General features: G+C 72.5%; 19 protein-coding genes and 1 pseudogene. 8 read left to right on the top strand and 12 right to left on the bottom strand.

Translation table 11 applies throughout. The annotated features are described in order from the left end of the window. The first annotated feature begins 2 nt into the window (after positions 1 to 2). Both ACSMXR_RS20965 and ACSMXR_RS20970 read left to right on the top strand, forming a co-directional pair. Positions 3 to 2,363 (top strand): hypothetical protein, encoded by a 2,361-nt coding sequence (locus ACSMXR_RS20965; protein ID WP_473169646.1) that lies wholly within the window; start codon positions 3 to 5, stop codon positions 2,361 to 2,363. 43 nt (positions 2,364 to 2,406) lie between these two features. Continuing rightward, positions 2,407 to 3,483, top strand: coding sequence for a hypothetical protein (locus tag ACSMXR_RS20970; protein ID WP_473169647.1), 1,077 nt, complete (start codon positions 2,407 to 2,409; stop codon positions 3,481 to 3,483). Between the two features lie 22 nt (positions 3,484 to 3,505). Here the strand turns inward: ACSMXR_RS20970 and ACSMXR_RS20975 are convergent, their stop codons facing one another. Next, positions 3,506 to 5,995: a helicase C-terminal domain-containing protein gene (locus tag ACSMXR_RS20975; RefSeq protein ID WP_381790910.1), complete on the bottom strand. Its 2,490-nt coding sequence runs from the start codon at positions 5,993 to 5,995 to the stop codon at positions 3,506 to 3,508. Between the two features lie 54 nt (positions 5,996 to 6,049). Here ACSMXR_RS20975 and ACSMXR_RS20980 point away from each other — a divergent pair, with 54 nt between their 5' ends. Next, entirely contained in the window at positions 6,050 to 7,318 is a 1,269-nt protein-coding gene (locus ACSMXR_RS20980; RefSeq protein ID WP_473169648.1) for a hypothetical protein, read from the top strand. Between the two features lie 35 nt (positions 7,319 to 7,353). On the opposite strand, the gene ACSMXR_RS20985 is transcribed toward ACSMXR_RS20980, so the two are convergent. The 4 genes from ACSMXR_RS20985 to ACSMXR_RS21000 are packed head-to-tail and all read right to left on the bottom strand — an operon-like array spanning position 7,354 to position 11,413. After that, entirely contained in the window at positions 7,354 to 8,337 is a 984-nt protein-coding gene (locus tag ACSMXR_RS20985) for an ABC transporter substrate-binding protein (protein ID WP_364885818.1), read from the bottom strand. 3 nt (positions 8,338 to 8,340) lie between these two features. Next, entirely contained in the window at positions 8,341 to 9,276 is a 936-nt protein-coding gene (locus ACSMXR_RS20990; RefSeq protein WP_381906944.1) for an ABC transporter ATP-binding protein, read from the bottom strand. Then, positions 9,273 to 10,367 (bottom strand): FecCD family ABC transporter permease, encoded by a 1,095-nt coding sequence (locus tag ACSMXR_RS20995; protein ID WP_381852733.1) that lies wholly within the window; start codon positions 10,365 to 10,367, stop codon positions 9,273 to 9,275. Before ACSMXR_RS20995 ends, ACSMXR_RS20990 begins: the two co-directional genes overlap by 4 nt. Further along, positions 10,364 to 11,413 carry a FecCD family ABC transporter permease gene (locus ACSMXR_RS21000; protein WP_137235320.1) on the bottom strand — a complete coding sequence of 350 codons (1,050 nt, stop codon included), beginning with the start codon at positions 11,411 to 11,413 and terminating at the stop codon, positions 10,364 to 10,366. Before ACSMXR_RS21000 ends, ACSMXR_RS20995 begins: the two co-directional genes overlap by 4 nt. Before the next feature lie 160 nt (positions 11,414 to 11,573). Between ACSMXR_RS21000 and ACSMXR_RS21005 the strand changes: the two genes are divergently transcribed. Then, positions 11,574 to 12,233 carry an HAD family hydrolase gene (locus tag ACSMXR_RS21005; RefSeq protein ID WP_381852727.1) on the top strand — a complete coding sequence of 220 codons (660 nt, stop codon included), beginning with the start codon at positions 11,574 to 11,576 and terminating at the stop codon, positions 12,231 to 12,233. Positions 12,234 to 12,297: 64 nt separating this feature from the next. Here the strand turns inward: ACSMXR_RS21005 and ACSMXR_RS21010 are convergent, their stop codons facing one another. Continuing rightward, complete coding sequence (locus ACSMXR_RS21010) at positions 12,298 to 12,537, bottom strand: hypothetical protein (protein ID WP_359145859.1); 240 nt, start codon at positions 12,535 to 12,537, stop codon at positions 12,298 to 12,300. Positions 12,538 to 12,723: 186 nt separating this feature from the next. Between ACSMXR_RS21010 and ACSMXR_RS21015 the strand changes: the two genes are divergently transcribed. Then, on the top strand, positions 12,724 to 13,107 hold the full coding sequence (locus ACSMXR_RS21015; RefSeq protein ID WP_006126557.1) for a cold-shock protein: 384 nt from the start codon (positions 12,724 to 12,726) through the stop codon (positions 13,105 to 13,107). 19 nt (positions 13,108 to 13,126) lie between these two features. On the opposite strand, the pseudogene ACSMXR_RS21020 reads toward ACSMXR_RS21015, so the two are convergent. The 4 genes and pseudogenes from ACSMXR_RS21020 to ACSMXR_RS21035 all read right to left on the bottom strand — a co-directional run bounded on the left by ACSMXR_RS21020 (position 13,127) and on the right by ACSMXR_RS21035 (position 16,711). After that, a pseudogene (locus tag ACSMXR_RS21020) lies at positions 13,127 to 13,998 on the bottom strand (1,4-dihydroxy-6-naphthoate synthase). Next, positions 13,988 to 14,692 (bottom strand): futalosine hydrolase, encoded by a 705-nt coding sequence (locus ACSMXR_RS21025; protein ID WP_473169649.1) that lies wholly within the window; start codon positions 14,690 to 14,692, stop codon positions 13,988 to 13,990. The pseudogene ACSMXR_RS21020 and the gene ACSMXR_RS21025 overlap by 11 nt, the downstream one beginning before the upstream one ends. A 75-nt stretch (positions 14,693 to 14,767) precedes the next feature. Beyond that, on the bottom strand, positions 14,768 to 15,244 hold the full coding sequence (locus ACSMXR_RS21030; protein ID WP_030087392.1) for a hypothetical protein: 477 nt from the start codon (positions 15,242 to 15,244) through the stop codon (positions 14,768 to 14,770). 27 nt (positions 15,245 to 15,271) lie between these two features. Further along, entirely contained in the window at positions 15,272 to 16,711 is a 1,440-nt protein-coding gene (locus ACSMXR_RS21035; RefSeq protein WP_473169650.1) for an MFS transporter, read from the bottom strand. Positions 16,712 to 17,162: 451 nt separating this feature from the next. Between ACSMXR_RS21035 and ACSMXR_RS21040 the strand changes: the two genes are divergently transcribed. The 3 genes from ACSMXR_RS21040 to ACSMXR_RS21050 all read left to right on the top strand — a co-directional run bounded on the left by ACSMXR_RS21040 (position 17,163) and on the right by ACSMXR_RS21050 (position 22,713). Further along, a complete protein-coding gene (locus tag ACSMXR_RS21040; protein ID WP_218526480.1) occupies positions 17,163 to 18,038 on the top strand; it encodes a DUF3027 domain-containing protein in 876 nt (291 codons plus the stop codon). 441 nt (positions 18,039 to 18,479) lie between these two features. Further along, complete coding sequence (locus tag ACSMXR_RS21045) at positions 18,480 to 21,686, top strand: sacsin N-terminal ATP-binding-like domain-containing protein (protein ID WP_473172420.1); 3,207 nt, start codon at positions 18,480 to 18,482, stop codon at positions 21,684 to 21,686. Between the two features lie 169 nt (positions 21,687 to 21,855). Then, the gene (locus ACSMXR_RS21050) at positions 21,856 to 22,713 is read left to right on the top strand and encodes a DUF5707 domain-containing protein (RefSeq protein WP_473169651.1); all 858 of its coding nucleotides are present in this window, start codon (positions 21,856 to 21,858) and stop codon (positions 22,711 to 22,713) included. A gap of 65 nt (positions 22,714 to 22,778) precedes the next feature. On the opposite strand, the gene ACSMXR_RS21055 is transcribed toward ACSMXR_RS21050, so the two are convergent. Both ACSMXR_RS21055 and ACSMXR_RS21060 read right to left on the bottom strand, forming a co-directional pair. Beyond that, entirely contained in the window at positions 22,779 to 25,247 is a 2,469-nt protein-coding gene (locus ACSMXR_RS21055) for an HAD-IC family P-type ATPase (protein ID WP_473169652.1), read from the bottom strand. 182 nt (positions 25,248 to 25,429) lie between these two features. Next, positions 25,430 to 25,732, bottom strand: coding sequence for a DUF2530 domain-containing protein (locus ACSMXR_RS21060; RefSeq protein ID WP_137235310.1), 303 nt, complete (start codon positions 25,730 to 25,732; stop codon positions 25,430 to 25,432). Positions 25,733 to 25,916: the final 184 nt, after the last annotated feature.

Below are 25,916 nucleotides of genomic sequence, written 5' to 3' on the forward strand. Positions count from 1 at the left end.
TCATGACGACCAGCTACGGCAAGCTCACCGCTGCTGCCAAGGCCTGGGACGACATGGCCGCCGAATTCAAGAAGGCGGAGTCGGCCTACGCGGCCGCGACCGGGGGACTCGCGAGCGGCAACAGCTGGCAGGGCGAAGGCCAGCGCAGTGCTTACACGAATTTCGCGGGCACGCAGTACGAGTACGCGGCGGCCCAGACGCAGGCGAAGGCCATCGCGAGTCTGCTGCGGGACGCGCACGGACAGTTCACCGAGCTGAAGCAGCGACTCGAGTCGTTGGTGGCGGACGCCCGCAAGGACGACATGGCCGTCGACGATGAGGGGAACGTCCGCCCCGACCTGACTGATAAGGAACGCTTCAGGTACGTCCACGACCCCGACGGCCAAGCGGCGCTCGCGCAGTACGACAAGGCGGCGAACAGCTGGGCCGGGCAGATCAAGAAGTACGTCACGGCGTTCGAGGACGCCGATGCCGGTGTGAAGCTGGCTCTCCAGGCCGCCGTGAAGGACAGCAACAAGGATGCCGTCACGGGCCAGGACGCCACACACAATGGCTTCAACGCGGGTGCCAAGAGCGACATCGAGCAGTACGAACTGGAGTACGTCAAGGACGTGTCCACCCGGCTCAACAACGGCCAGGGGGTCTCGAACGCCGACGTTGAGGGATTCGCGCGCATCATGCGTGACAACAACAACCCGGCCTTCGCCCACCGTACGGAGTTCGGCCGCGACTTCATCTCCAGCCTGGGAGCCGACGGCACGATCAAGCTCGCCAACACGCTCAACAACGTGGCGCATTCCGGTGACGCCAGTCGTAGGGGCCTGTACGGCGAGACGAACAAGATGCTGGCGAACACCCTGTCCTCCGCGACGCAGATGGTCTTCGTCGAAGGGAAGAAGAACCCTGCTTACGGGACCAAGGAGTACCAGGATGCGTTCGCGAAGTGGTCGAAGACCGAGGACGCGAAGTTCTACAACGACTTCATGACCGACCTGAAGAAGACGGGCCTCGACAGGTTCGAGCTTGATGTCGCGGCCGACAAGGCTCCCATGACGCGGGGCCTGGGCCAGGAGATCCGCGGCTACCAGGGACTGGCCACCCTCATGCAGCAGGGCAGCGGCTACTCGCCGCAGTTCCTCGGCGACCTCACGGACCAGATGATCGAAGCCGAGTCGAAGGACAAAGATGTCTGGGACCTCTACGGCAGGTTCGAGGGCAAGAGCGACGGCTGGTTCGTCAACGACCCCGTCGACGGTGCACTGGAGATCATGAGCCGCGACCCCGGGACGGCGACCGGTTACCTCGACCCGGCGGCGGACGGCGACAAGAACCGCCTGGAGTACTTGCTGACGAAGCGCGACTGGGACACCACCAACACCCCGGACTGGCGAGGCGACCTCGAGATCTCCGGCAAGGACACCTTCGACGGGGACGTCCGGGCCGGACTGGGCCTCGCCCTCGAAGCCGCCACCACGGGGCGCCCGCCGGGCTCGCCGGGCGAGGAGCTCGGCCGACACACCGAGGCCGAGGCCCGCATTATGCACGACACGATCAACCTGCTCGACTACGGCGACGCCGAGGGCAAGGAGGGCAAGGAGGACCGCACCGGCAAAGCCGACGAAGTGCTCAAGAAGGAGGAGTTCGCCAACCTGCGGGATCCGCTGGCCAACGCGCTGCTCACCTACACGCAGGACACGGGGGACATCCTGGCGGGCAACGGCACCGGTGGCCGAGTCGGGAGGAACGACGAGTACGCTCACGGAGACGATTCAAGGATCCAGAACAGCCAGACCAGCGTTCTGCGCTTCATGCGAGGGATCTGCGACGTCCCTGAGGGCGAAGAGCCCAAGAACTTCACCAAGTTGTACCAGGGGCAACTCGGCTACATGGCGGAGCAGCTCGCGTCCGACACGTATGCCGACGGCGACGCGATCACTCCTCGTGCGGCGAAGATCGGCGAGGTCTTCGGCAGCATGACCGCGCTCGGCGGAGACCTCCGTATCGGGCAGCTTGAGCAGGCGAACTCGGATGCCGCCGACATGAGGTTCTACGGCTACCACGTCGGAGGCGGTCTGATCACCGGGATCCCCGTCATCGGCGATATTGCGCAGCGCGCGGTCGACATCGGAGCCAACCAGTGGCTCACCGCGGTCACGGATGAGAACGGAATGGTGGCGCGGGAAGACCGGTCGACACGGAACGCCGCATCCATGGATGCGCTCGATGCCTTTTTCGACAACTGGCACCAGGAGCAGCCGGGTGCAGCGTCCAAGGCCGTGACGGAGGTCGCCCAGACCGAGGCCCAGCAGAGCTACAACTCTGGCCGCGGCATCACCATCGACGCGCTCAAGTCGAAGGTCTAGAAATGGAATTCGGCTCGGAATCAGGATCAAGGCAATGAAGAACATGAAGGCGATCGCCGCCGTCGCGAGCGGCACGGGCCTGTCGGTCCTCGCCGGGCTGTTCCTGTGGTGGGACACGAACGTGTTCGCCGCCACGGACCTGTGCGCGGGAAAGCTGACCGGCGAGCAGGCTGAGTCGCTCCTGGACACCCGGGGCCGCATCTCGGACGTGACGGAAGGCGTCAGCGACGACGTGTCGTTCCGCTGCACGGTGAGCCGCACCAGCAGGATCACGGGGGCCGAGGAACTGGAGATGGTGATGAACACCGCCGTCTACACACCGGATTTTCCGTTCAGCACGTACACCTGGGACAACTCCTCAAGCAGGTCCTTCCTGTCAGGGGAAGTCACCGGGGCGGTCTCCGGGAGCCGCGGCTGGGTCATGTTGCCCGAAAAGTGCCGGTACAAGGTCCGCGGGGTTCTGGAGCGCGGCGTGAAGTCGGCCCCGGCACCCGACAACGCTCAGGTCGTCCAGGTCGAACTGAAAAAGGGAACCGTGGACCCCCAGAAGCTCACACGCGTGCTCGTGGACGCCGCGCAGAAGGTCGCCGCCGCTGCCGGGTGCTCCAACGACACTCCGTTGCAGACCCCCAAGGTGCAGGCGCCCACGAGCCCGGAGGCGATCACAGCCGATTCGCTGTGCGGGATCCCCGGATTCCATCTGCCGGGCAGCGCCGTGGCCAAGGGCGGTGCCGAGCTCGAGGTGCAGCGCACCAGCGGAGCACCCTCGGACTCCTGGGCCTGCGACCTCTACCGGTCCGGCGGTCAAGACGAACCCCAGTTGTCGTTCGGTTCCAGCTTCGACCCGAACATCGTCAACGAACGTCTCAAGTCAAGCGTCGGCTTCGAGGACCTGGCGGACGGCACGGGCGTGGTGGACGGAAACAGCCGGGCCATCCTGAAGTGCGGAGGCAAGGACCTTTACCTCGGCGTCCACTGGGACCATCGCTACCTGAGAGCGTTGTACCGCTCGGATCCGTCGGACTCTGCCTCCCGGGACGTCTTCCGATCCTTCGTCGACGCCGCCGGCAAGCAACACGGCTGCCCCTCCGTGAAGCTCCCGTCCGACTCGTCCGGCTGATCGGCCCCATGCCGCCCCGCCGCTAACCCTTCCCGTCCTCCGCCAGTTCCGCCACCCCCGTGATCCGGTGCAGCGGGTAGGTGCGGACCTCGTCGGCGGTGTGGTCGTACGCCGTGACGAAGCCGCCCTCGACGCGGACCGGGGCGATGACGCGCTGGCTGGCCGCGCCGTCCGCGTTGACGTAGCCGATCCAGACCGGGGAGCCCGTCATCGCGGCGGCCTGGACCGTGGCCAGGGTCTCGGCGGGGGTGGTGCGGGGGAGGGAGCCGGAGGGGGCATCGGCGGAAGGGGCGTCCGCCGGTTCCTTGCGGACCGCCGTGGCGGCCGTGTCGCCCGCGCGGATCGCCCGCACCGCTGCGCCGAGCAGCGTGTCGTCCGGGACCGGCGGGCCCTCGGGGACCGGGACCGGGGGCGTGCGGGGCGGGGTGCGGCGGGCGCCGGCGCGGGTGATCAGGACGTCGCCGTCGGCGGATTCGGCGGCCGGTGCGTAGCCCATGTCGCGCAGGGCTTCGAGGAGGGAGCCGGGGTCGGACTGGGAGGCCAGGACCGTGGGGGCGAGGCGGCGGAGCCGGAGGCCGGTGGAGCGGCGGTCGGCCAGGATCTCGTTGAGGACCGCCTCGTCGTCGCAGCGTACGTACGCGGACGCCGCCCCGATCCGCAGATGGCCGTGGCGGCGGGCCACGTCGTCGATCAGATAGCTCAGCGGCTGCGGCACCGGCGTACGGCTGTGCGCGGCCAGGAACGCGTGCAGGTCCGACGCCGCCTGCCCGGCGTCCAGGGCGCGGCGCACCGAACCGGGCGTGAAGCGGTACACCGTCGCCCCGCCCTTCGACTCCACGTCCGCCAGGACCGAGAGCGTGTCCGCCAGCGGGCGTTCCAGCGGACCCGGCGCCACCGCCGTCAGGTCGGCCTGGAGCAGGACGTGGTCCAGGGGGTCGGGGAGGAGCGGGGCGAGGCGTGCCGCGGCGGCCTTCTCGCCCTCCGCCAGCAGCGCGCGGGCCTGTGCGGAGAGCGCGCCCCGGCCCGTGATGCCCAGCAGCTCCGCCTCGTTGAGCGTCCACAGGGCGAGGCGTGAGCGGAGGTCCGTGCCCTCCGTCGGGGCCGGGCCCTGACCGGTGGCCGACGCGGCCGGTCCGCCGCGCAACGGGCGTTCCCAGCGCAGCCGTCGCAGCAGCGTCTCGGCGTCCGGCGCGGTGCCCGGCGGGAGTTCGGCGAAGAGGGCCAGGACCCGGCGGCGTACGTCGGGGGCGGCCGAGCGGTCCAGCTCCGGGCCGAGCGTGGACAGGGCCCGGCCCTTGGCGTCCTGGCCGCCGACCAGGCCCGGGGTCCGGGTGGCGGCGAGCCAGGCGGTGGCGAGGTGCGTCCAGCGGTCCTCGGCGGGCAGGTCGAGCCACTCGTCGGAGGCGGGCGTCGGCGCGTACCGTTCGTCCGTCTCGCCGTCGGGCGCCAACAAGCCCGCGCCGTAAGCGAGTTCGATCCAGAAGGCGGCGATCGGCTCCGTCACGTCCAGGGCGTTCGCGGCCCGCTTCAGCTCCCGTACGCTCAGCCCGCCCGCGCGCAGGATCGCGGGGCCGCCGCCGTTCCAGAGCTTCAGCAGCTCCTCGACGGTCGACAGCGCGGTGAACGCCTGGCCCGCCGCCGCCCTGTCCACAGCCTGTGGATCGCGTTCGGCGGCCGCCGCGACGGCCGGGGGGACCGGTTCCGGTACGCGGTGCGCGCGCCCGGCGCGCAGATGCAGCGCCGCCTCGCGCGGCAGGACCACCGTGCGCGTCGACACCGGCAGCAGCAGGCCTCGGTCGCGCAGCCACTTCACGGGGGGAGTGGGATTGGGCGTGACCTCGCCGTACGGCGGGCCCCACACCAGCCGGTCCAGGACCGACAGCGCCTCCACCGGGGCGGTGTCCAGCAGCTCCGCCATCCGCGTCCGGTCCGTGAAGAGGGCCGAGAGCGCCGCCACCGCCGAGACCGGGTCGTGCGTGGCGGGCAGCCCGGTCGCCGCCAGGATCTCCTGGAGCCGCCCCGGCGACATGCCCGCCGTGGCCTCGGCGACCGTGGGGCCGAGGCCCGTGGGGGAGGGGTGCTGCGGGGAAGGGGCGAGCAGTTCGCGGGCGGTGCGCACCAGCCGCAGCCGGTCGTCCTCGCCCCAGACGAGGGCCTGTTCGCGCAGCGTCGTCAGCGCGCCCGGCAGCGCGGCGGTGACCGCCGCGCCCGCGTCGTCGCGCTGTTCGCCGTCGTCGAGCCCGTCGCCGGTGAGCAGCGAGAGGAGCGTGTCGTACGGGGCCGGGTCCGGGGCCACCGCCAGCGCCTCGGCGGTCTGCAGCGCGAACCGGTCCAGGTGCTCCAGCGCCCGGACGACGGACGCCCGGGTGCCGGCCCGCGTGGCGAGCTGGGTGATGTCGTTCGGCACCGGGTTGAGGAGGTCGGGGCGGGCACGCAGCAGCCCGGCCAGCGATTCGTCGCCCCGGGCGCGCAGGGCTTCGGCGAGCGTGCGCGGTGGTGTGGTCGTCCCCATCCGTCCCACGGTAGCCGCTGGAACGCTACCGTCGGGGCAGGGCCGGTAGAGGGGATGCACCGCGTGGGGATCGAGAGCGACCAGCTCATCTACGACTACCTGAGCCGGGTCGGCGACCTGGCTCAGCAACAACAGCTGTCGTCGGGCGCCCGGATGCGTCTGGTTTCGACGCTCCGGGGCGAGATCGACCGGCAGCGCGGCACGGAGGGCGCGGACTCCCCGGCGGCGGTGCGGCGCATCATCGGCAGGCTGGGCAGCCCGGACGAACTGGTCGCCGCGGCCGCCGGGTCGGCCGACGGCACGGTCCCGCTGCCGTCCGCCCGGCCCGGCCCGGGTACCGGTGAGCAGCAGCGGCGCTCCCTGCCCCGGCCCCGGAGCGGACTCCTCCGCAAAGGGCCGGGCGGGCCGAAGGAGACCGCGCCCGGGGCCGGCGGGAGCCGGGAGCCCCGGGGCCCCGGGAAGCCGAAAGCCGGTTTCGGGCGGGGCGCGTCGCGCCGCGATCGTGATCCCGAGTCCGGGGACACGCCGGAGAGCCGTACGGAAACCACCGCCGACACGGCCGCCGTACCGCGCCCGTCGACCGCCCCCGACGAAGCCGGCGTACCGGCCCGCGACTGGCCCGACCCCAACGCCCCGCACATGCTCGGCCAGGACCAGCAGACGGGCGCGGGCGACGCGACCGACTGGTGGCGCCTGGAGCCGGGCCCCTTCGACGAGGGCACCGCCATCCCCGGGTTCTTCGGCGGCATCGAGGCCCCGGAGCTGCTGGGCCGCCGACCGATCCCCCTGGAAAAGGACGAGAAGAAGGAAGAGAAGCAGGGCGACGGGAAGGAGGCCGAGGGCGGCGAAGCGGCGGAGGACGGGACCGCCGGGGCCACCGGGACCGCCCGGCGCCGCCGCGCCCTGCGCCTCGTGAAGCTCCGCCGCCGCAAGGCCGCCCCCGTCGTCGCCGAGCCCGAGGCCGCCGCCCCCGGCCCCCGCGGCGGCTTCGCGCACCCGCTGCTGGTCCTGGCCGCCGCCCTGCTCATCGCGGGCGTGGTCACCGGCTCCTGGCTGCCGCTGGCGGGCGGTTGGCTGATCGCGTACAGCTCGCGCACCCTTTCCCGTACGGAGGCGAAGTGGGCGGCCCTGGGCCTGCCGGGCGTGGTGGCGGCCACGGCCCTCGTATGGATCTGGGGCCGGATGGAGGGGCGCTGGGGCGAGCCGATCCGCGAGGGCGCGATGCGGGACGTCCTGCTGGACACCTGGCCGGTGGTCGTCCGGGTCGCCGCCGTCGCCTCCGCGCTCTACCTGGTGTGGCGGGCGCGGAGGCGTACGGGGTGAGGTCCGGGCCCACCCTCTGGGGCATGTCCGGCGGGCTACTTCGTCAGGCTCTGGTGGAGTTCGCCGAGGATCTTGTCGGCGGCCGTGTAGCCGATGCCCTGGATCCACAGCTGGTCGTCGACCGCGAAGACCTTGCCGTTCTTCACCGCGTCCATGTTCTTCCACAGGCCGCTGCCGGTGGTCTCCGTCTCCTTGGACTTCTTCGGGTCGCCGTACGTCGAGTGGAAGACCACGTCCGCGTCCGCGAGGTCGATCTTCTCGGGGCTGACGTCGTAGGAGAAGCCGTCCTTGGCCTTGTCCGTGATCGCGGGGCGGCCCAGGCCCACGTCGGCCAGGATCGTGGCGATGTAGTTCTTCTTGCCGTAGATGCGGATGTCCGCGCCCTCGACGAAGCGGACCATGTTGACCTCGGTCGCGGCGGCCTTGTCCTTGCCGCCGAGCGCCTTGGTCACGTCCGCCACGTGGTTCGCGTAGTCGTCGGTGACCATCTTCGCCTCGGTCTGCTTGCCGAGGGCCTCCGCGTGGAGCTGGAAGTTCTCCTTCCAGGGGTAGCCGGTGTTCTCCGTCATCACGGTCGGCGCGATCTTCGACAGCTCGTCGTACTTGTCGCCGTGCCGGATCTTGCTGGTGAGGATGAGGTCGGGCTTCAGGGCGGCGATGGCCTCCAGGTTCGGGGTCATCATCTGACCGACGTCCTTGATGCCCGAGAGCTGGTCCTTCGGCAGGTAGTTCAGGAAGCCCGACGTCACGTCCGCGTGGGTCGCGCCGACCGGCTTCACGCCGAGGGTGAGGGCCGAGTCCAGTTCGGCGGTGTCCAGGACGACCACCCGCTCGGGGGCCTCCTTGACCTTCACGTCGCCCATCGGCGTCTTGACCGTACGCGTGGAGCCGCCGGAGGAAGCGGAGTCGGAGTCGGAACCGGAGTCGTCGGACCCGCCGCAGGCGGCCAGGGTCAGAGCGGCGACCGTGGTCAGGGACACGGCGGCCAGGGCGCGGGGAAGGAAGCTGCGCTGGGTCATGGGTCAGAGGACCTTTCCGGGAGTCGGGTCGGAGGCTGGGACGGACGGGGCGGGCGACGCGGTGGGCGCCGGGGTCCAGGGGGCGCCCGGGACGACGAGCGGCGAGCCCGTCACCGGGTCCGGGACGATCACCGCCTCCAGGCCGAAGACCTCGCGGACGAGCTCGGCCGTGACGATGTCCCCGGGGGCGCCCTCCGCGACGATCCGGCCCTCCTTCATGGCGACCAGGCGGTCCGCGTACCGGGCCGCCTGGTTGAGGTCGTGCAGCACGGTGACGACCGTACGGCCCCGGGTGCCGTCCGCGGCAGGGGACGCCAACTGCCGTACCAGGTCCAGGACTTCCACCTGGTGCGCGATGTCCAGATACGTCGTCGGCTCGTCGAGCAGCAGCAGGTCCGTGTCCTGGGCCAGGGCCATCGCGATCCACACCCGCTGGCGCTGACCGCCCGACAGCTCGTCCACCGACCGGTCGGCCAGCGCCGTCACATCCGTACGGGACATGGCGTCGGTCACCGCGCGCTCGTCCTCGTCCGACCACTGCTGCCACCAGCTCTGGTGCGGCTGGCGGCCCCGGGCGACCAGGTCGGAGACGGTGATCGCCTCCGGTGCGACCGGGGTCTGCGGGAGCAGTCCGATGGACCGGGCGATCTGCTTCGTCGGTATCCGCGCCAGCTCCGTGCCGTCCAGCAGGACCGCCCCGCCGCGCGGCTTCAGCAGCCGGCCGAGCGCCCGCAGGGTGGTGGACTTGCCGCAGGCGTTCGGGCCGACGATGACGGTGACCTGCCCGTCGGGCACGGTGAGGTCCAGCTCGTGGACCACGGTGCGGTCCTCGTACGCGAGCGTCAGGGCGCTGGCCGCGAGGCGGCCGGTCCGCCGCGCTGCGTCGGATGTCGTCGGGCTCGGGCCCGTGCTCGTGTTCGTGCTTCGGCTCGGGCTCATGCGGTGCCTCCACTGCGGCCGCGGTGACCGCGGATGATCAGCCAGATCAGATACGGGGCGCCGACCGCCGCCGTGAGGACGCCCACCGGCAGTTCGGTGGGCGAGAACAGCCTGCGGGCGAGCAGATCGCCGAGGACGACGATCACCGCGCCCAGCAGCGCCGAGGACAGCAGCGGGATCTGCGCGGTCCGGGTCATCCGGCGGGCGATCTGCGGGGCGAGCAGCGCCACGAAGTCCACCGGGCCCGCCGTGCCCGTCGCCACGGACGCCAGGACCACGCCGAGCGCGACCAGTCCGAGCCGTACCCGCCCCAGGCGTACGCCCAGCGCGGTGGCGGTGTCGTCGTCCATCGTGACGGTGCGCTGCGCGCGGGCCGCCCAGGCGATGGCGGGCAGCAGCACGAGCAGCGTCCAGCCGATCGGGGCGGCCTCCGACCAGCCGCGCCCGTTCAGCGAACCGGTCATCCAGATCTGCGCCTGCTGGGCGACCAGGTAGTCGCCCTTGGTCAGGAACAGCGTGGTCACCGACCGCAGCGCGACGGCGAAACCGATGCCGATGAGCACGAAGCGGGTGGCGTGCAGACCGCCGCGCCAGGCGAAGACGTAGACGAGCGCCGCCGCCGCTACGCCCCCGATGACGGAGAGGTAGGGCAGGACGGTGTACGAGGTGATGCCGAAGGTCATCGCACCGACCGTGAGCGCGCTCGCGCCCTGGCTGATGCCGATGATGTCGGGGCTGGCCAGCGGGTTGCGGGCGACCGTCTGGATCAGCGCCCCGGCGACCCCGAACGCGGCGCCGACCAGCAGCCCGACGACCATGCGCGGCAGCCGGAGCGTGCCCACGACCAGCTCGGCCGAGGACGGCTGCCCGAGGATCACCTTCACGACCTCGCCGGGCGCGACGAAGCTCTCGCCGACGCAGAGGTAGGCGACGCAGACGGCGGCCAGGAGGACGACGAGGGCGGTCACGACGACGGCCGCCCGCCGGTGCAGCAGGAACCGGCCGCGCGGCCCGGCCTTCACGACGGCGTACCCGGCGGGCCGGACCCGTACGGGTTTCACGGTCTTCTCGGACGTACGGGCGACACTCATGCCGGCACCGCCTTCCGGCGTACGAGGGCGACCAGGAACGGCACCCCGATCAGGGCCGTCATCACGCCCGCCGGAACCTCGCTCGGCGGAAAGACGATCCGGCCGACGACGTCCGAGACCAGCAGCATCACGGGCCCGATCAGCGCCGCCATGGGCAGCACCCAGCGGTGGTCGTTGCCGACGACCGCGCGGGCGATGTGCGGGACGGCGAGCCCGATGAACGCGATCGGACCGGCGGCGGCGACCCCGACCCCGGTCAGCACGGTCGCCCCGATGCCGCCGGTGATCCGGACCGCCGCGACGTTCTGCCCGAGCCCCTTCGCCACGTCCTCGCCGAGCGCGAGCGCGTCCAGGCCGCGGGCGACGGAGAGCACGAGGACGGTGCCGAGGAGCAGGAACGGCCACACCTGCTGGACGACGTCCGCCTCCCGGCCCGCGATCGAGCCGACCTGCCAGAAGCGGAACTCGTCCAGCGCGGACGCCTTCGTCGTGAGGATCCCCATCGTCACCGACACCAGCAGCGCGTTGATCGCCGCACCGCCGAGCGCGAGCTTCACCGGGGTCGCGCCGCCGCGTCCGCGGGAGGCGATGGCGTACACGGCGACCGAGGCGAGCGCCGCGCCCGCGAAGGCGAACCACACATACCCGGTGAGCGTGTGGACCCCGGCGAACGCGATGGCCATCACCACAGCCACCGACGCGCCCTGGCTGATGCCGAGGATGCCGGGGTCGGCGATCGGGTTACGGGTGATGCCCTGGAGCACCGTGCCCGCGAGCGCCAGCGCCGCGCCGACCATCAGCCCGATGAGCGTGCGCGGCACCCGCATCGTGCGGATCACCTCGGCGGCGTCGGAGTGCCCGCCGTGCAGCAGGGCGTCCAGCACCTCGCCGGGCGGGATGGAACGCGCGCCGACGGCGAGGCTCAGCAGGATCGCGAGCAGCAGGGCGACGACGGCCGCGGCCGTCGCGGTCGCGCGTCGGGAGAGGCGGGGTGCTCGGGGCACTCCGGGTGGCGCGGCGGCCCGCACCGGTGCTGACGCTGACATCTGAACCCATCGTGTCGGCCCGGTGCGTGGGGGTGACGGGGCCGGGGCTGGTAAGGCTTGGCTAAGTACGGGCCTCAGTCTAGGCGGCGGGATTTCCGGTCCGACGGGGGCTTCCGGACCGCCCCGGGCCCGGCCCCGGCCGGTCGGCACAATGGCAGGCATGACGTCCACCGCTCCGCACTCCGTCCAGCACCCGCACCGGCGCCCCCTGACGGTCGGCTTCGACCTCGACATGACGCTCATCGACTCCAGCCCCGGCATCGCCGCGACCTACCGGGCGCTGTCCGCCGAGACGGGCGTGCCCATCGACGTGGACCTGGTGGTGAGCCGGATCGGCCCGCCGCTGGAGACCGAGCTGGCGCACTGGTTCCCGGAGGACGGGGTACGGGCCGCGGCCGACCGCTACCGGGAGCTCTACCCCGAACACGCGATAGCCCCGTCCACGGCCCTCGCCGGGGCACGGGAGTCGGTGGCGGCGGTGCGGGCGCTCGGCGGCCGGGCGATCGTCGTCACGGCGAAGTTCGCCACGCACGCGAAGCTGCACCTGGCCCACCTCGGCATCGAGCCGGACGCGGTCGTCGGCTGGCTGTGGGCGGAGGCCAAGGGCGAGGCGCTGCGCGAGAACGGCGCACAGGTGTACGTCGGCGACCACACCGGCGACGTGCGCGGGGCGCGGGCGGCCGGCGCGCTGTCGGTCGCGGTGACGACGGGCCCGTGCGACGCGGCGGAGCTGCGGACGGCGGGCGCGGACGTGGTCCTGCCGGACCTGACGGGCTTCCCGGCCTGGCTCGCCGCCTTCGACGCGGACCGGACGGCGTAGGCCGCGTAGGCGTAGGCCGGCGGACCTGACGGCGTACGTCAGGGGCGGAAACGGGCCAAGATCGTCAGACGCGGTTCGCGGCCCGTTTCGGCGAGTTGACCCAGGCCGAGCGGACGACGCCGGCCCCGGCGATCAGGAACCCGACGCCCATCAACATGCAGACGGCGTAAGCGATCGGGGGGAACGGGTCCGTGCCCAGGAAAAGGGGGGCCACCGTGACCAGTGTGGCCAGTGCGCCGACGAAGAAGACGATCGCGCCGACCTGAACAAGCCGGTCACCTGCGCCTGAAGGAGTAGTACTCACGCGACCAGGGTAGTTCCCAGCCCGGAGGAACTCTCCGGCGACGTCTTGTCACCGGCCGTAGGGCCATTAGCCTGGGACCGGGCGGGTCACGGTGACCCGCTGTACTGCTATCCGGAGCCGTTTCCCCTGTTGCCCGAGGGGGACCGGCTCTTCCGCACACCGACGAGTACGAGGACGAGGACAGACGTGCCCACCGGCAAGGTCAAGTGGTTCAACAGCGAGAAGGGCTTCGGCTTTCTCTCCCGCGACGACGGCGGCGACGTCTTCGTCCACTCGTCGGTACTCCCTGCCGGAGTCGACGCACTCAAGCCCGGCCAGCGCGTGGAATTCGGCGTGGTCGCGGGCCAGCGCGGCGACCAGGCCCTTTCCGTGGTGGTCCTCGACCCCACCCCGTCCGTCGCGGCCGCACAGCGCCGCAAGCCGGACGAGCTGGCGTCGATCGTGCAGGACCTGACGACGGTCCTGGAGAACATCACGCCGCAGCTGGAGCGGGGCCGCTACCCCGACAAGGCCGCCGGAGCGAAGATCGCGGGCCTGCTGAGGGCGGTCGCCGACCAGCTCGACGTCTGACCCGAGGAAGCCGACGGGCTCAGGGGAACGCCAGCGCGTCCGGGCCGAGGGGCGGTACGAGCCCCTCGGCCGCCGCGCGGGTCAGCAGGCCGCGGATCGCCGCGTAGCCGTCCTCGCCGAGGTCGGCGGTGAACTCGTTCACGTACAGCCCGATGTGCTGGTCCGCGACGGCCGGGTCCATCTCCTGGGCGTGCTCCAGGACGTACGGCCGGGAGACCTCCGGGTGGTCCCAGGCGAGCCGGACCGAGCTGCGGATCGAGTCGGCCAGCCGGCGCAGGGTCTCCTCGCCGAGCGAGCGCTTGGCGATGATCGCGCCGAGGGGGATCGGGAGGCCGTGGTGTCCTCCCAGTGCCGGCCCATGTCGGCGAGGTTGTGCAGACCGAAGTTCCGGTACGTGAAACGGGCCTCGTGGATGACCAGACCGGCGTCCACCTTGCCGTCCCGTACGGCGGGCATGATCTCGTCGAACGGCATCACGACGACCTCGCCGACACCGCCCGGCACCATCTCCGCCGCCCAGAGCCGGAACAGCAGGTACGCCGTCGAGCGCTCGCTCGGCACGGCGACCGTCCGGCCGGTCAGGTCGAGGCCCAGCTCCTTGGTGAGGACCAGCGGGCCGCAGCCCCGGCCCAGCGCCCCGCCGCACGGCAGCAGGACGTAGTCGTCGAGGACCCACGGCAGCACGGCGTAGGAGACCTTCAGGACGTCCAGCTCACCGCGCTCGGCCATGCCGTTGGTGATGTCGATGTCGGCGAAGGTCACCTCGGGCGCGGGCGCGCCGGGGACCCTGCCGTGCACCCAGGCGTCGAAGACGAAGGTGTCGTTGGGGCAGGGCGAGAAGGCGATCTCGATCGCCTCGCCGGCCGGGCCCGGGTTCGCTTCAGTGGTCATGCCGGTTCCAACCTTCCAGTACGGGTGCCGTCTTCCCGAACGCGTCCGTGAGCGCCGCCAGCGCGTCGCCGATGCGCCAGGCGTCGCGGTCGCGGGGGCCGACGGCGTTCGAGACGGCCCGCAGTTCCAGTACGGGCACACCGGCCCGGGCGGCGGCCTCCGCGACCCCGAAGCCCTCCATCGCCTCGGCCAGCGCCCCCGGGTGCGCGGCGAGCAGGTCGGCCGCGCGTTCGGCGGTGCCGGTCACGGTGGAGACGGTGAGGACGGGGCCGGCGGCGGCGCCCGCGGCGGCCGCCACATCCCGGACTAGGGCGGGCGGCGGGGCGAACCGGTCCCGGCCGAAGCCGAGCGCGGTGACCGGCAGAAAGCCCTCGGGCGTGTCGGCGCCCAGGTCGGCGGCGACGATGTCGCTCGCCACGACCAGCGAGCCGAGCGGGGTCAGCGGGGTGAACGCGCCGCCGATCCCGGCCGAGACGACGAGACCGTACGGAACGGGGGCCGACGCCCCGGCGGCCAGGGCGAACGCGGTGGCCGCGGCGGCGGCGGCCGGGCCCGCACCGCCCGCCAGGACGTCGAACGCCCCGCCGCGGTGCAGCTCCGCCCCCGGCACCGCCACGGTCCGCGGGGTGCCCCCGAACGCACGCGTGACCGCGTCCCGTTCCACCGGGACAGCGGTCACGACGAGCACACGCACGGATTCAGCCTCGGGTCGAGGACGGGGGAGCGGCGACGGGGAAGAGCATGAGGGAGTGCTCTTCGGGCGGCCGGGTCAGTCCTTCTTGAACTCGAACTGCCAGATGCCCGTGAGCTTCTTGCCCTTGGTCTCCACGATGGAGATGTTCGTCTTGTCGGCCGGCTGGCCGGTCTGGCTGGCGAAGAAGGCGTTGCCGGGGATCGTCCGGTAGGTCTTCTTGAACGGCTCCTGCTCGGCCTGCTGGCCGTTGATGAAGAGCGTCCAGCCGTTCTCGGCGATCTCCGGGTCGACGCCGAAGCGGACCTGGTCGTCCATCGAGACCTTGATGGTCTTGTCGGCCTTCTTGTTCAGGCAGCCCTGGATCAGGGACTCCTTGATCGCATCGCCGTCGTTGTAGCAGGCGGCCTCGGTGTTCACCGAGTCGGTGCCGACCGTCACGGTGGCGAGCGGGGTCGGCTTGTCGCAGGCGGACAGGACAAGGAGTCCCGCGGACACGGCACCAAGAGCGACGCCGATTCGACGGCCCTTACCGGAGAAGAACGCAACGGTCATGGGCCGAAGGCTATCGGTCGCCTCCGCTCACGCCACGCGGGGGTGCGGCGTGCCGCGCCGCGCGGCCCCCAGGAGACCCCGTACGGAGGTGGCCGCGCCGAGCGCGAGGATGCCCGCGGCCACCGACATGCCGACCACCGCGTTGAGCGGCAGCGCGATGCCGATACCGCCGCCGACCACCCACGCCATCTGGAGCACGGTCTCGGACCGGGCGAACGCGGAGGTGCGGACCTCCTCGGGCACGTCCCGCTGGATCATCGCGTCGAGCGACAGCTTGGAGAGGGCCTGGGTGAAGCCGGCGACCGCGCCGAGCGCGGCGACCAGCAGGGTGGAGAAGAACACCGCGGTCAGAATCGCCACGCCGAGCGCGAGCCCCAGCACCGTCGCGATGATGATCTCGGGGCCGCGCGCCCGCAGCCAGGAGCCCACCGCCGTACCGCAGGCGTTGCCGACCCCGGCCGCCACGCCGACGATGCCGAGCGAGACCGCCGCGCTCTGCCCGGCCAGCGGGTGCTCGCGCAGCAGGAACGCCAGGAAGAAGATGAGGAAGCCGGAGAGGGCCCGGTGCGCGGCGTTGGCCTGGAGCCCGTGCAGGACGGACCCGCCGACGGACCGCAGACCCGGCGGCCGCTCCTTGGCCGGTTTCTCCCCGTTGCCGCGCCTGCGGAGGCCGGCCCGGGTGCTGCCCTTGCCGGGGGCGGGGCGCGGTACGGACTCCTCCTCGTGGTGCGGGTCGATCAGCCGCGCCCGGCGCTCGCCCTTCGCGGAGTCGACCTTGGGCGGCAGGGTGAAGGCGAGGAAGGTGCCCGCGACGAAGATCGCGCAGGCGCCGTAGAGCGGCCAGGGGGAGCCGATGGTCTGGAGGCCGGCCCCGATCGGGGCCGCCACCCCGGTGGCCAGCAGCCCCGCCAGGGTGACCCGGGAATTGGCCTTCACCAGGGAAAACTTCGGTGGCAGCAGACGTGGCACGACCGCGCTGCGCACCACGCCGTACGCCTTCGAGGAGACCAGGACGCCCAGCGCGGCCGGATACAGCTCCAGACCTCCCGTGGCGACCGCGCCCGACATGGTGATCGCCAGCAGCGCGCGGGCCAGCATCGCGCCCGCCATCGCGGCGCGGCGGCCGTGCGGCAGCCGGTCCAGGAGCGGGCCGATCACCGGGGCGAGCAGGGTGAAGGGGGCCATCGTGATGGCGAGGTAGAGGGCCACCCGGCCGCGCGCCTCGTCCGTCGGCACCGAGAAGAAGACCGTGGAGGCGAGCGCGACGGTGATCATGACGTCGCCCGCGCCGTTCACCGCGTGCAGCTCGATGAGTTTGCCGAGGCCGGATTCGCCCGCGCCGTGGGCGTGGGTGGCCTTGCGGATACCGCGCGCCGTGCCGGTGAACGGGGCGCGCAGGGCACGGCCCGTCGCCCGTCCCGCCCTGCGGAGCGGGCCGGGACCGTCGTGCGACCTGGCGGCAGTCACCCCGTCATAGTGCCCCAACCCTGGCCGGTATGAACGGTGATCGCGTGCGGACGCGCGTGTGACGCCCTGTTGGACGCGCCGTCGGTACCGGCGCCGGTACCGGTGTCCGCCGGACCGGACCGGAACGGATACGGCACGTTTGGGACGGGCAGGTGGGCGCGGAGCGGCGGAGAGGGTAGCGTGCGTAACGCGCCACCGGCGGTTGTTCTTGGCCGCGCGCCTCTCGGCGATCCCGCAGAATGGGTGGCAGAAGGCGCGCCCGAGGCAGGCACAACGGGTGTGGACGTCGACGCGGCCCCCAGGTCCGCTCCGCCCGCACCTGTCTGGCCGAAACGGCAATCGTGCAGCAGCTGGCGCGCTCGTGAGACTGGCGTATGGAGAGAAGCGAAGACCTGTGAGTGCTGCGACGACGACGCGAAGCCGTACGGCCCGGACCCCCGTTCCCGACCGCCTGTGTGCCGAGGCGGTGGACCTCGCGCGCGCTGCCGCCGAGGAGGCCGCCGCGCCCGGTGTGGTCGGTGAACATGTCGGCGTGGTCTCCGAGGGGGACCGGGTCGTCACGCACTACTTCGAGGCGAAGGAGCCCGGCTACCGGGGCTGGCGCTGGGCGGTGACGGTGGCGCGGGCCTCCCGCGCGAAGAACGTCACCCTGGACGAAACGGTGCTGCTGCCGGGGGCCGACGCGCTCCTGGCGCCGGAGTGGGTGCCGTGGAGCGAGCGGCTGCGCCCCGGCGACATGGGCCCCGGCGATCTGCTGCCCACCGAGGCGGAGGACCTGCGCCTGGAGCCCGGCTGGACCGGCGAGGACGAGCCGCCGCCGAACTCCGCGGTCTCCGAGGAGCTGGCGGAGCTGGTCGACTCCGAGGACGCCGAGCTGACCGACCGGCCGGTGGCCGCGACCAGCCGGGGTTCCATCGCCGCGGTGGCCGAGGAGCTGGGTACGCGCCGGGCGCGGGTGCTGTCGCGGTACGGGCTGTACGCGGCGGCCGACCGCTGGGACGAGGCGTTCGGCCCGAAGACACCGATGGCCCAGGCGGCTCCGGCGACCTGTGTCAGCTGTGCGTTCCTGATCCCGATGGCGGGCTCGCTGAAGCAGGCCTTCGGGGTGTGCGCGAACGAGTTCGGTCCGGCGGACGGGCATGTGGTGTCGCTGGCGTACGGGTGCGGGGGGCACTCGGAGGCCGCGGTGATGCCGGCGCCGCCGAAGCCGGCGCCGCATGCGATGGACACGATGCGGGTGGACGCGTATTCGCTGCGGCCGGAGCGGGGCGAGGGCTCCGTACCCGCCGAGACGGACGGCGCGTCGGAGGACCTGGGCCACTCCTGAGCACCCGCGCACGTCGGTGTCCTCAATCGCCGGACGGGCTTGATTTTCCCCCCGTGCGGCGGTGACCACTCCAGCCCGTCCGGCGTTTGAGGACGGAACCCTTGCTCGGGTGAGCGGTCGGCAGAACGGCGCCCCGGGAGCCCAGGCCCTGGAATCCGCACCCCGGACCACAGCCACGGTTCCGTCCTCAATCGCCGGACGGGCTTGGGGTGCCGTACTCAGCCTGTCCGGCGTTTGAGGACGGAAGCCTTGGTCTGGGCAGCGGTCGTCTGAACAGGCGCCTGGGGCGCAGGGCCCTGCGGTGGCATCGGCTACCACAGCCACGGTTCCGTCCTCAAACGCCGGACGGGCTCGGAAAGCGCGGTACCTTCGGGCGCACACTGGGCGGCACGGGCATCCGCGCGCCCGACCGACACACCGGACGGAGTCGAGAGCGTGAGCATGAAGGCGACCGAGGGGGCCGATCCGTTCGGGACGGCACGGCTGCGGCGCGGCGTGCTCGACGCGTGGGGCGCCGGGCCCGCCCGGTTCCGGGAGGACGCCAACGCCGAGGAGGACCTCGCGCTCGGCGGCTACCGCGACCGCCTCGTCGTCGAGCTGGCCCAGAACGCCGCCGACGCCGCCGCCCGCGCCAGGACCCCCGGCCGGCTCCGCCTCACCCTGCACCCCGCCGCCCCGGGCGACCCGGACGCCCGCTGCGTGCTGGCCGCCGCCAACACCGGCGCGCCGCTCGACGCCACCGGCGTGGAGTCCCTGTCCACCCTGCGGGCCTCCGCCAAGCGCGAGGGCCACGAGTCCGCGGTGGGCCGCTTCGGCGTAGGGTTCGCCGCCGTCCTCGCGGTCAGCGACGAACCCGCGGTGCTCGGCCGGCACGGCGGTGTCCGCTGGTCCCTGGCCGAGGCCCGCGAGCTGGCCCGCCAGGCGGCCGTAGGATCCCCCGGCCTCGGGGACGAGCTGCGCCGCCGCGACGGACACGTACCGCTGCTGCGCCTGCCGCTGCCCGCCGAGGGCTCCGCACCCGAGGGGTACGACACCGTCGTCGTGCTGCCGCTGCGCGACGGGACCGCCGAGGACCTGGTGGCCCGGCTGCTGGCCGCCGTGGACGACGCGCTGCTGCTCACGCTGCCCGGCCTGGACGAGGTCGTCATCGAGACCCCGGACGGCACGCGGACCCTGAGCCGGTCGCAGCACGGCCCGTACACGCACGTCGACGACTCCGCGCGCGGCCTGAACCGCTGGCGTACCGTCCTGCGCCACGGGCCGATCGAGCCCGCCCTGCTCGCCGACCGCCCGGTCGAGGAGCGGCTGCGCCCGCACTGGTCGGTGACCTGGGCGGTGCCGGTCGACGAGTCCGGCGCCCCGCTCCACCCCCGTACGGCACCGGTCGTGCACGCCCCCACCCCCACCGACGAACCGCTCGGCATCCCCGCCCTGCTCATCGCCTCCCTCCCGCTGGACACCGCCCGCAGGCACCCCGCACCGGGGCCGCTGACCGACTTCCTGGTGGAGCGGGCGGCGGACGCGTACGCGGAGCTGCTGGGCGCCTGGCGGCCGGTGTCGACCGGGACCATCGACCTGGTGCCGGGCCAGCTGGGCAAGGGCGCGCTGGACGGGGCCCTGCGCGGGGCGATCCTCGCCCGGCTGCCGCGCGTCGCGTTCCTGGAGCCCGCCGCGCCCCGGGACCCCGAGGCGGAGAGCGGCTGGGGCGACGACTGGGACCGGGACCGTACGGAGAGCGCCGACGACACCTCCGCCCTGCGGCCCGTCGAGGCCGAGGTCGTCGAGGGCGTCGGGGCCGAGACCGTACGGGTGCTCGCCGAGGTGCTGCCCTGTCTGCTGCCCGCCGGTCTTGAGCGCCGCACCGAGCTGCGTACCCTCGGCGTCGCCCGGGTCCCGCTGACCGAGGCCATCGACCGGCTCGCCGGTCTGGAGCGCGACCCCGCCTGGTGGCACCGGCTCTACGACAGCCTCGCGGGCACCGACCCCGACCGGCTCACCGGCCTGCCGGTGCCGCTCGCCGGTGACCCGGAGGACGAGCAGGCGGGCCGCCCGCCACGCACCACCATCGGCCCCCGCCAGATCCTGCTGCCCCTCCCGGACGCCCTCACCGGCCCCGTACTCGGCCGGCTCTCCCGGCTCGGCCTCAAGGTCGCCCACCCGGACGCCGCGCATCCGCTACTGGAGAAGCTCGGCGCGCTGCCCGCCACGCCCCGCGCCGTGCTGACGACCCCGCAGGTACGGGCGGCCGTCGCCGGTTCGCTGGACGCGGGGGAGATCTGGGACGAGGACGCGCTCGACGGCGACGAGCTGGCCGAGACCGTGCTCACCCTCGTCCGGGACGCCGAGCTGGCCCCCGGCGACGAACCGTGGCTCGGCGCGCTCGCCCTCCCCGACGAGGACGGCGAGCCCGCCCCCGCCGGTGAACTGGTCCTCCCCGCAAGCCCGTTCGCCCAGGTCATGCGGGAAGGGGAACTCGCGCTCGTCGACCAGGAGGTGGCCGACCGCTGGGGAGAAGGCCCGCTCACCGCCTGCGGGGTGCTCGCCACCTTCGCGCTCGTCCGGGCCACCGATGTCGTCCTGGACCCGGACGAACTGGAGCCCCGCGACAGCGACTTCGCCGAACCGGACGACGCCGGACTGCTGGACGCCGTCGACGTCTGGTGCGAGGACCTGCTCGACCAGCTGCCCGAGACGCCCGTGCCGCCGGTCGCCACCGAGATCGTCGCCGTACGGGATCTCGACCTGGTCGACGACGACGCCTGGCCGCAGGCGCTCGCGATGCTGGCCCGGCCGCCGCTGCGCGACGCGCTGACGCAGCCGGTGCGGGTGCTGCTGCCGGACGGGACGACGCAGTCCGTGCGCCCGTACACCGCGTGGTGGCTGCGCGACCACCCCGTGCTGGACGGCCGCCGCCCCGCCGGACTGCGCGCGGCGGGCGGTGACCCCCGGCTGGCCGGGCTCTACGACGCGGTGGACGCCACCGGCTTCGACGACACCGAGGTGCTGCGGGCCCTCGGGGTGCGCACCTCGGTGGCCGCGCTCCTGGACGAGCCGGGCGGCGCGGCCGAACTGCTGGGCCGGCTCGCCGACGAGGACCGCCCCGTCACCCCCGTACAGCTGCACGCGCTCTACACGGCCCTCGCCGAACTCGACCCGGACCAGGTGACGTTGCCGGACGAGCTGCGCGCGGTGGTGGACGGGGAGGTGACGGTGGCCGACGCGGCGGACGCGGTGATCGCGGACGCCCCGGACGTGCTGCCGCTGACGGCGGGTCTGCCCCTGCTTCCGGTGGCTCCCGCGCGCGCCGCCGAGCTGGCCGATCTGCTCCAGGTGCGCCGCCTCGGCGAGACGATCGAGGCGGGCGTGACGAGCGAGGGCGAGGAGCACCGCGTACCGGAGCCGGTCCGCGTCCTGCTCGGCGCCGGCACCCCGGACACGTACGTCGAGCACCCCGAACTCCGCGCGGGCGGCGTCGAACTGGACTGGCGCCGCACCCCGGACGGTGTCGTCCACGCCGCGACCCTGGAGGGTGTGGCGGCCGGTCTCGCGTGGGCGGCGGGCCAGTGGCCCCGGCGCTTCGAGGTCGCGGCCCTGCTGGAGGACCCGTCCCGGACGGAGGAGCTGGCCCGGGACCGCTGGTTCGACTGAACCGCCGTGAGGCGCGAGCTGCGGATTCACAGAAAAGTCACAGATCCGCACAACCGTTCACCTGGTTCGCCTGTCTGTTCCATTGAGCCAAGAGGCTCATGGACCAGATGGGTCCCGCCGGGCTGACGACACAAGCGCGCCCCGGGACCCCTTCTCCACTTGGGGACACATGCGTATTCGTGCCACCGTGGCCGCCGTTTCCGGCGCCCTGGCCCTTTCCGCTCTCGCAGTACCGGCCGCGCAGGCCGATGACGGCCGCTCGTGGAGCCTGGACCGCGGCTTCACCGCCACCCAGCCCTCGGCCGGGGAGAAGTCGAAGCGCGCGTTCGCCGCCACGCAGGCCGGCGACACCAAGATCACCGCGGCGGTCGTCAACGGCGGCAAGCCGATCGTCGTCGGCACCAAGTCGAAGGTCACGGTGCCCTACACCGTGACGGCCACCGACGACTCCGGCATCGCCGGCGCCGCCGCGTTCATCTGGATCGGCTCGTCCGTCGACGCCGAGGACAGCTTCGGCTTCGGCCCGAACGAGAAGTCGATCTCGTGCAAGGCGGCCAACGCGACCACCACGACCTGCAAGGGCACCATCACCCTCACCCCGGGTCTGATGCTCAACTCGGACGCGACCTGGTGGCGCGTCGGTGCGGCGGCCGGCGCCAACGACGGCGACGAGGCGGAGCGCGACGCGGTCTCCAAGGTCCGCGTGCAGCGCTTCTCCAAGCTGACCGTGAACGCCTCCCCGGAGCCCGTGAAGAAGGGCAAGACCATCACGGTCACCGGCAAGCTGACCCGCGCCAACTGGGACACCGGCACCTACAAGGGCTACAGCAAGCAGTCCGTGAAGCTGCAGTTCAAGAAGAAGGGCGCCAAGAGCTACACGACGGTCAAGACCGTCAAGACCAGCTCCACCGGCACCCTGAAGACCACCGTCAAGGCCTCGGCCGACGGCTACTGGCGTTACAGCTTCGCCGGCACGCCGAGCACCCCGGTCGTCTCGGCCAAGGGCGACTACCTCGACGTGAAGTAGCACCCGGCACACGGAAGCCCCCGGGAGGATCACCGTCCTCCCGGGGGCTTCCGCCTGTCCGCGGCCTATGCCCCGAAGCGCCGCCCCACCCAGCGCCAGGTGAACTCCAGCAGCGCGGCCGCCGCCACCGCGATGCCGACCGCCGTCCACGGCATCGTCGTGCCGACCAGCTTCAGCGCGAAGAAGTCCTGGAGCCACGGCACCACGAGCACGATCAGGAAGCCGAGCCCCATCGCGGCGACCAGGCCGATGCGCCACCAGGTGTACGGGCGGGCGATGATCGCCAGGACCCACATCGAGACCAGGAACAGCGTCAGCGTCGCCGCGCTCGTCTCGGCCTCCAGCGCGCCCTCGCCGCTGTAGTGGTGCCGCGCCACCAGGTACGTCGCGAAGGTGGACGCCGCCGCGATGACGCCCGAGGGGATCGCGTACCGCATCACCCTGCGGACGAAGTGGGGCTGGGCGCGCTCCTTGTTGGGCGCGAGCGCCAGGAAGAACGCCGGGACGCCGATGGTCAGTGTGGACAGCAGGGTCAGATGCCTCGGCAGGAACGGATACTCCACCTGGGTGCAGACCACCAGGATCGCCAGCAGCACCGAGTAGACCGTCTTGGTGAGGAAGAGGGTGGCGACCCGGGTGATGTTGCCGATCACCCGGCGGCCCTCGGCGACCACCGACGGCAGCGTCGCGAAGCTGTTGTTCAGCAGCACGATCTGCGCCACCGCACGCGTCGCCTCCGAGCCCGAACCCATCGAGACGCCGATGTCGGCGTCCTTGAGGGCCAGCACGTCGTTGACGCCGTCGCCGGTCATCGCGACCGTGTGGCCGCGCGACTGGAGGGCGGCCACCATGTCCCGCTTCTGCTGCGGGGTGACCCGGCCGAAGACCGCGTTCTGCTCCATGGCCGTGGCCATCGCGTCCGGGTCGGCGGGCAGCCGGCGGGCGTCCAGGGTGTTCTCGGCGCCCGCGAGACCCAGCTTCCCGGCGACCGCGCCGACCGAGACCGCGTTGTCGCCGGAGATGACCTTGGTGGCCACGTTCTGGTCGGCGAAGTAGGCGAGCGTCTCGCCCGCGTCGGGCCGCAGCCGCTGCTCCAGGACGACCAGGGCGGTGGGGGTGGCTCCGGCGGCCGCGCCGGACGCGTTCAGCTCGCCCTGCGCCCGGGCCAGCAGCAGCACCCGCAGGCCCTGCTCGTTGAGCTGCTCGATCTCGGTGAGGGTCGCGTCGCCCTCGGACAGCAGGACGTCGGGGGCGCCGAGCAGCCAGGCGGAGGCCGTTCCGTCGGCCTCGGTGAACGCCGCGCCGCTGTACTTGCGGGCGGAGGAGAACGGCATCGCGTCGGTGACCGTCCAGGCGGCCCCGTCCCCCTGCGGGTACGCGTCGATGATGGCCTGGAGGCTGGCGTTGGGCCGCGGGTCCGAAGCGCCGAACGTCCGCAGCACCTCCTGGACGTACGCCTCGTCGCTCCCGTTCAGCGGCCGGACCTCGGTGACGTCCATGCCGCCCTCGGTCAGCGTGCCCGTCTTGTCCAGGCAGACCACGTCGACCCGGGCCAGGCCCTCGATCGCGGGCAGCTCCTGCACCAGGCACTGCTTGCGGCCCAGGCGCACGACGCCGATGGCGAAGGCGACGGAGGTCAGCAGGACCAGGCCCTCGGGGATCATCGGGACGATGCCGCCGACGGTCCGGGCGACCGAGTCCTTGAAGTTGTTGTCCTTCACGACCAGCTGGCTGATGATCAGCCCGATCGCCGTCGGCACCATCATCCAGGTGACGTACTTCAGGATCGTGCTGATGCCGCTGCGCAGCTCCGAGTGGACCAGCGTGAAGCGCGAGGCCTCCTCGGCGAGCTGTGCGGCGTACGCCTCGCGGCCCACCTTGGTCGCGGTGAACGCGCCGCCGCCCGCGACGACGAAGCTGCCCGACATCACCGGGTCGCCCGCCCGCTTGATCACCGGGTCGGCCTCGCCGGTGAGCAGCGACTCGTCGATCTCCAGGCTGTCGGCCTCGGCGACCGTGCCGTCCACGACCACCTTGTCGCCGGGGCCCAGTTCGACCAGGTCGCCGAGGACGATCTCGGAGGTGGAGATCTCGGCGGCGACCCCGTCGCGCCGCACGGTCGGCTTGGCCTCGCCGATCACCGCGAGGCTGTCCAGGGTCTTCTTGGCCCGCCACTCCTGGATGATGCCGATGCCGGTGTTGGCGACGATCACGAAGCCGAAGAGGCTGTCCTGGATCGGCGCGACGAACAGCATGATCACCCAGAGCACGCCGATGATCAGGTTGAACCGGGTGAAGACATTGGCCCGGACGATCTCGGCGACCGAGCGCGAGGAGCGTACGGGTACGTCGTTGACCTCACCGCGCGCGACCCGTTCGGCGACCTCGGCGGTGCTGAGACCGTCCGGTCGATGGGCCGGTGGCGGTAGCTCGACGGGGTGCACGGGATCGAGTTCCGCCCCCGCGTCGATCATGGCCGGCCGGGAGGGTCCGGGGGTCTGCTCCCCGGAGGAATCGAGTGCCCGCTGCGTCATGGGTCCGACGTTACGGGCGTGCGCGTCGGAACACCCACCGAGGGGGCGAAGATCCGACCAGGGGAGGACCAAGTCGGTCCCGTGGTTGTACGGAAACGGAGTCGGGTCGTCCGGTCCGGGCCGGTCGAGGCGGGTCGGGCCGGTGGGCTCGGCGGCCGGCCCGGGCCGATCCGGTCGGCGGCTCAGCGGCCGAGCGCCTCGTCCGCCGCCTCGGCCCCGGCGGCGTCCTTGGCCTCGGCCCGGGCCGCGTGGCGCTTGAGGGCGGCGTCGCGCCCGCGGACGTACCAGATGCCGATCAGGCCCAGCCCGGCGCCGGCCAGCGGGGTCCACACCCACCAGGTGTGGCCGCGGTCGGCGAACCAGCCGTAGAAGGGGAGCTGGGCGAGGAAGAGGACGAACCAGAGGATCGTGCCGCCGACGACGGTGGCGACGACGGGGCCCTCCAGGGGTTCGGGCGCCTCGTGCTTCGGTGTCCACTTCTCCATGGGTTCAGTGTATGGGGCCGGGCGCGGGTCACTCGATCGGCGGGTTGCGGGCCGCTCGGCCCAAGGGTCTACGCGCGGAGATAGCGATCTTCGCTTGATGTATTCATACTGAATCTGCTTTGGGCTGGCTCGAATTGTTCGTCTGAACATCCAAATTCGATCACCTCTCGTCCTTTGCTCCACC

It is taken from the genome of Streptomyces sp. DSM 106670 (assembly GCF_055792845.1).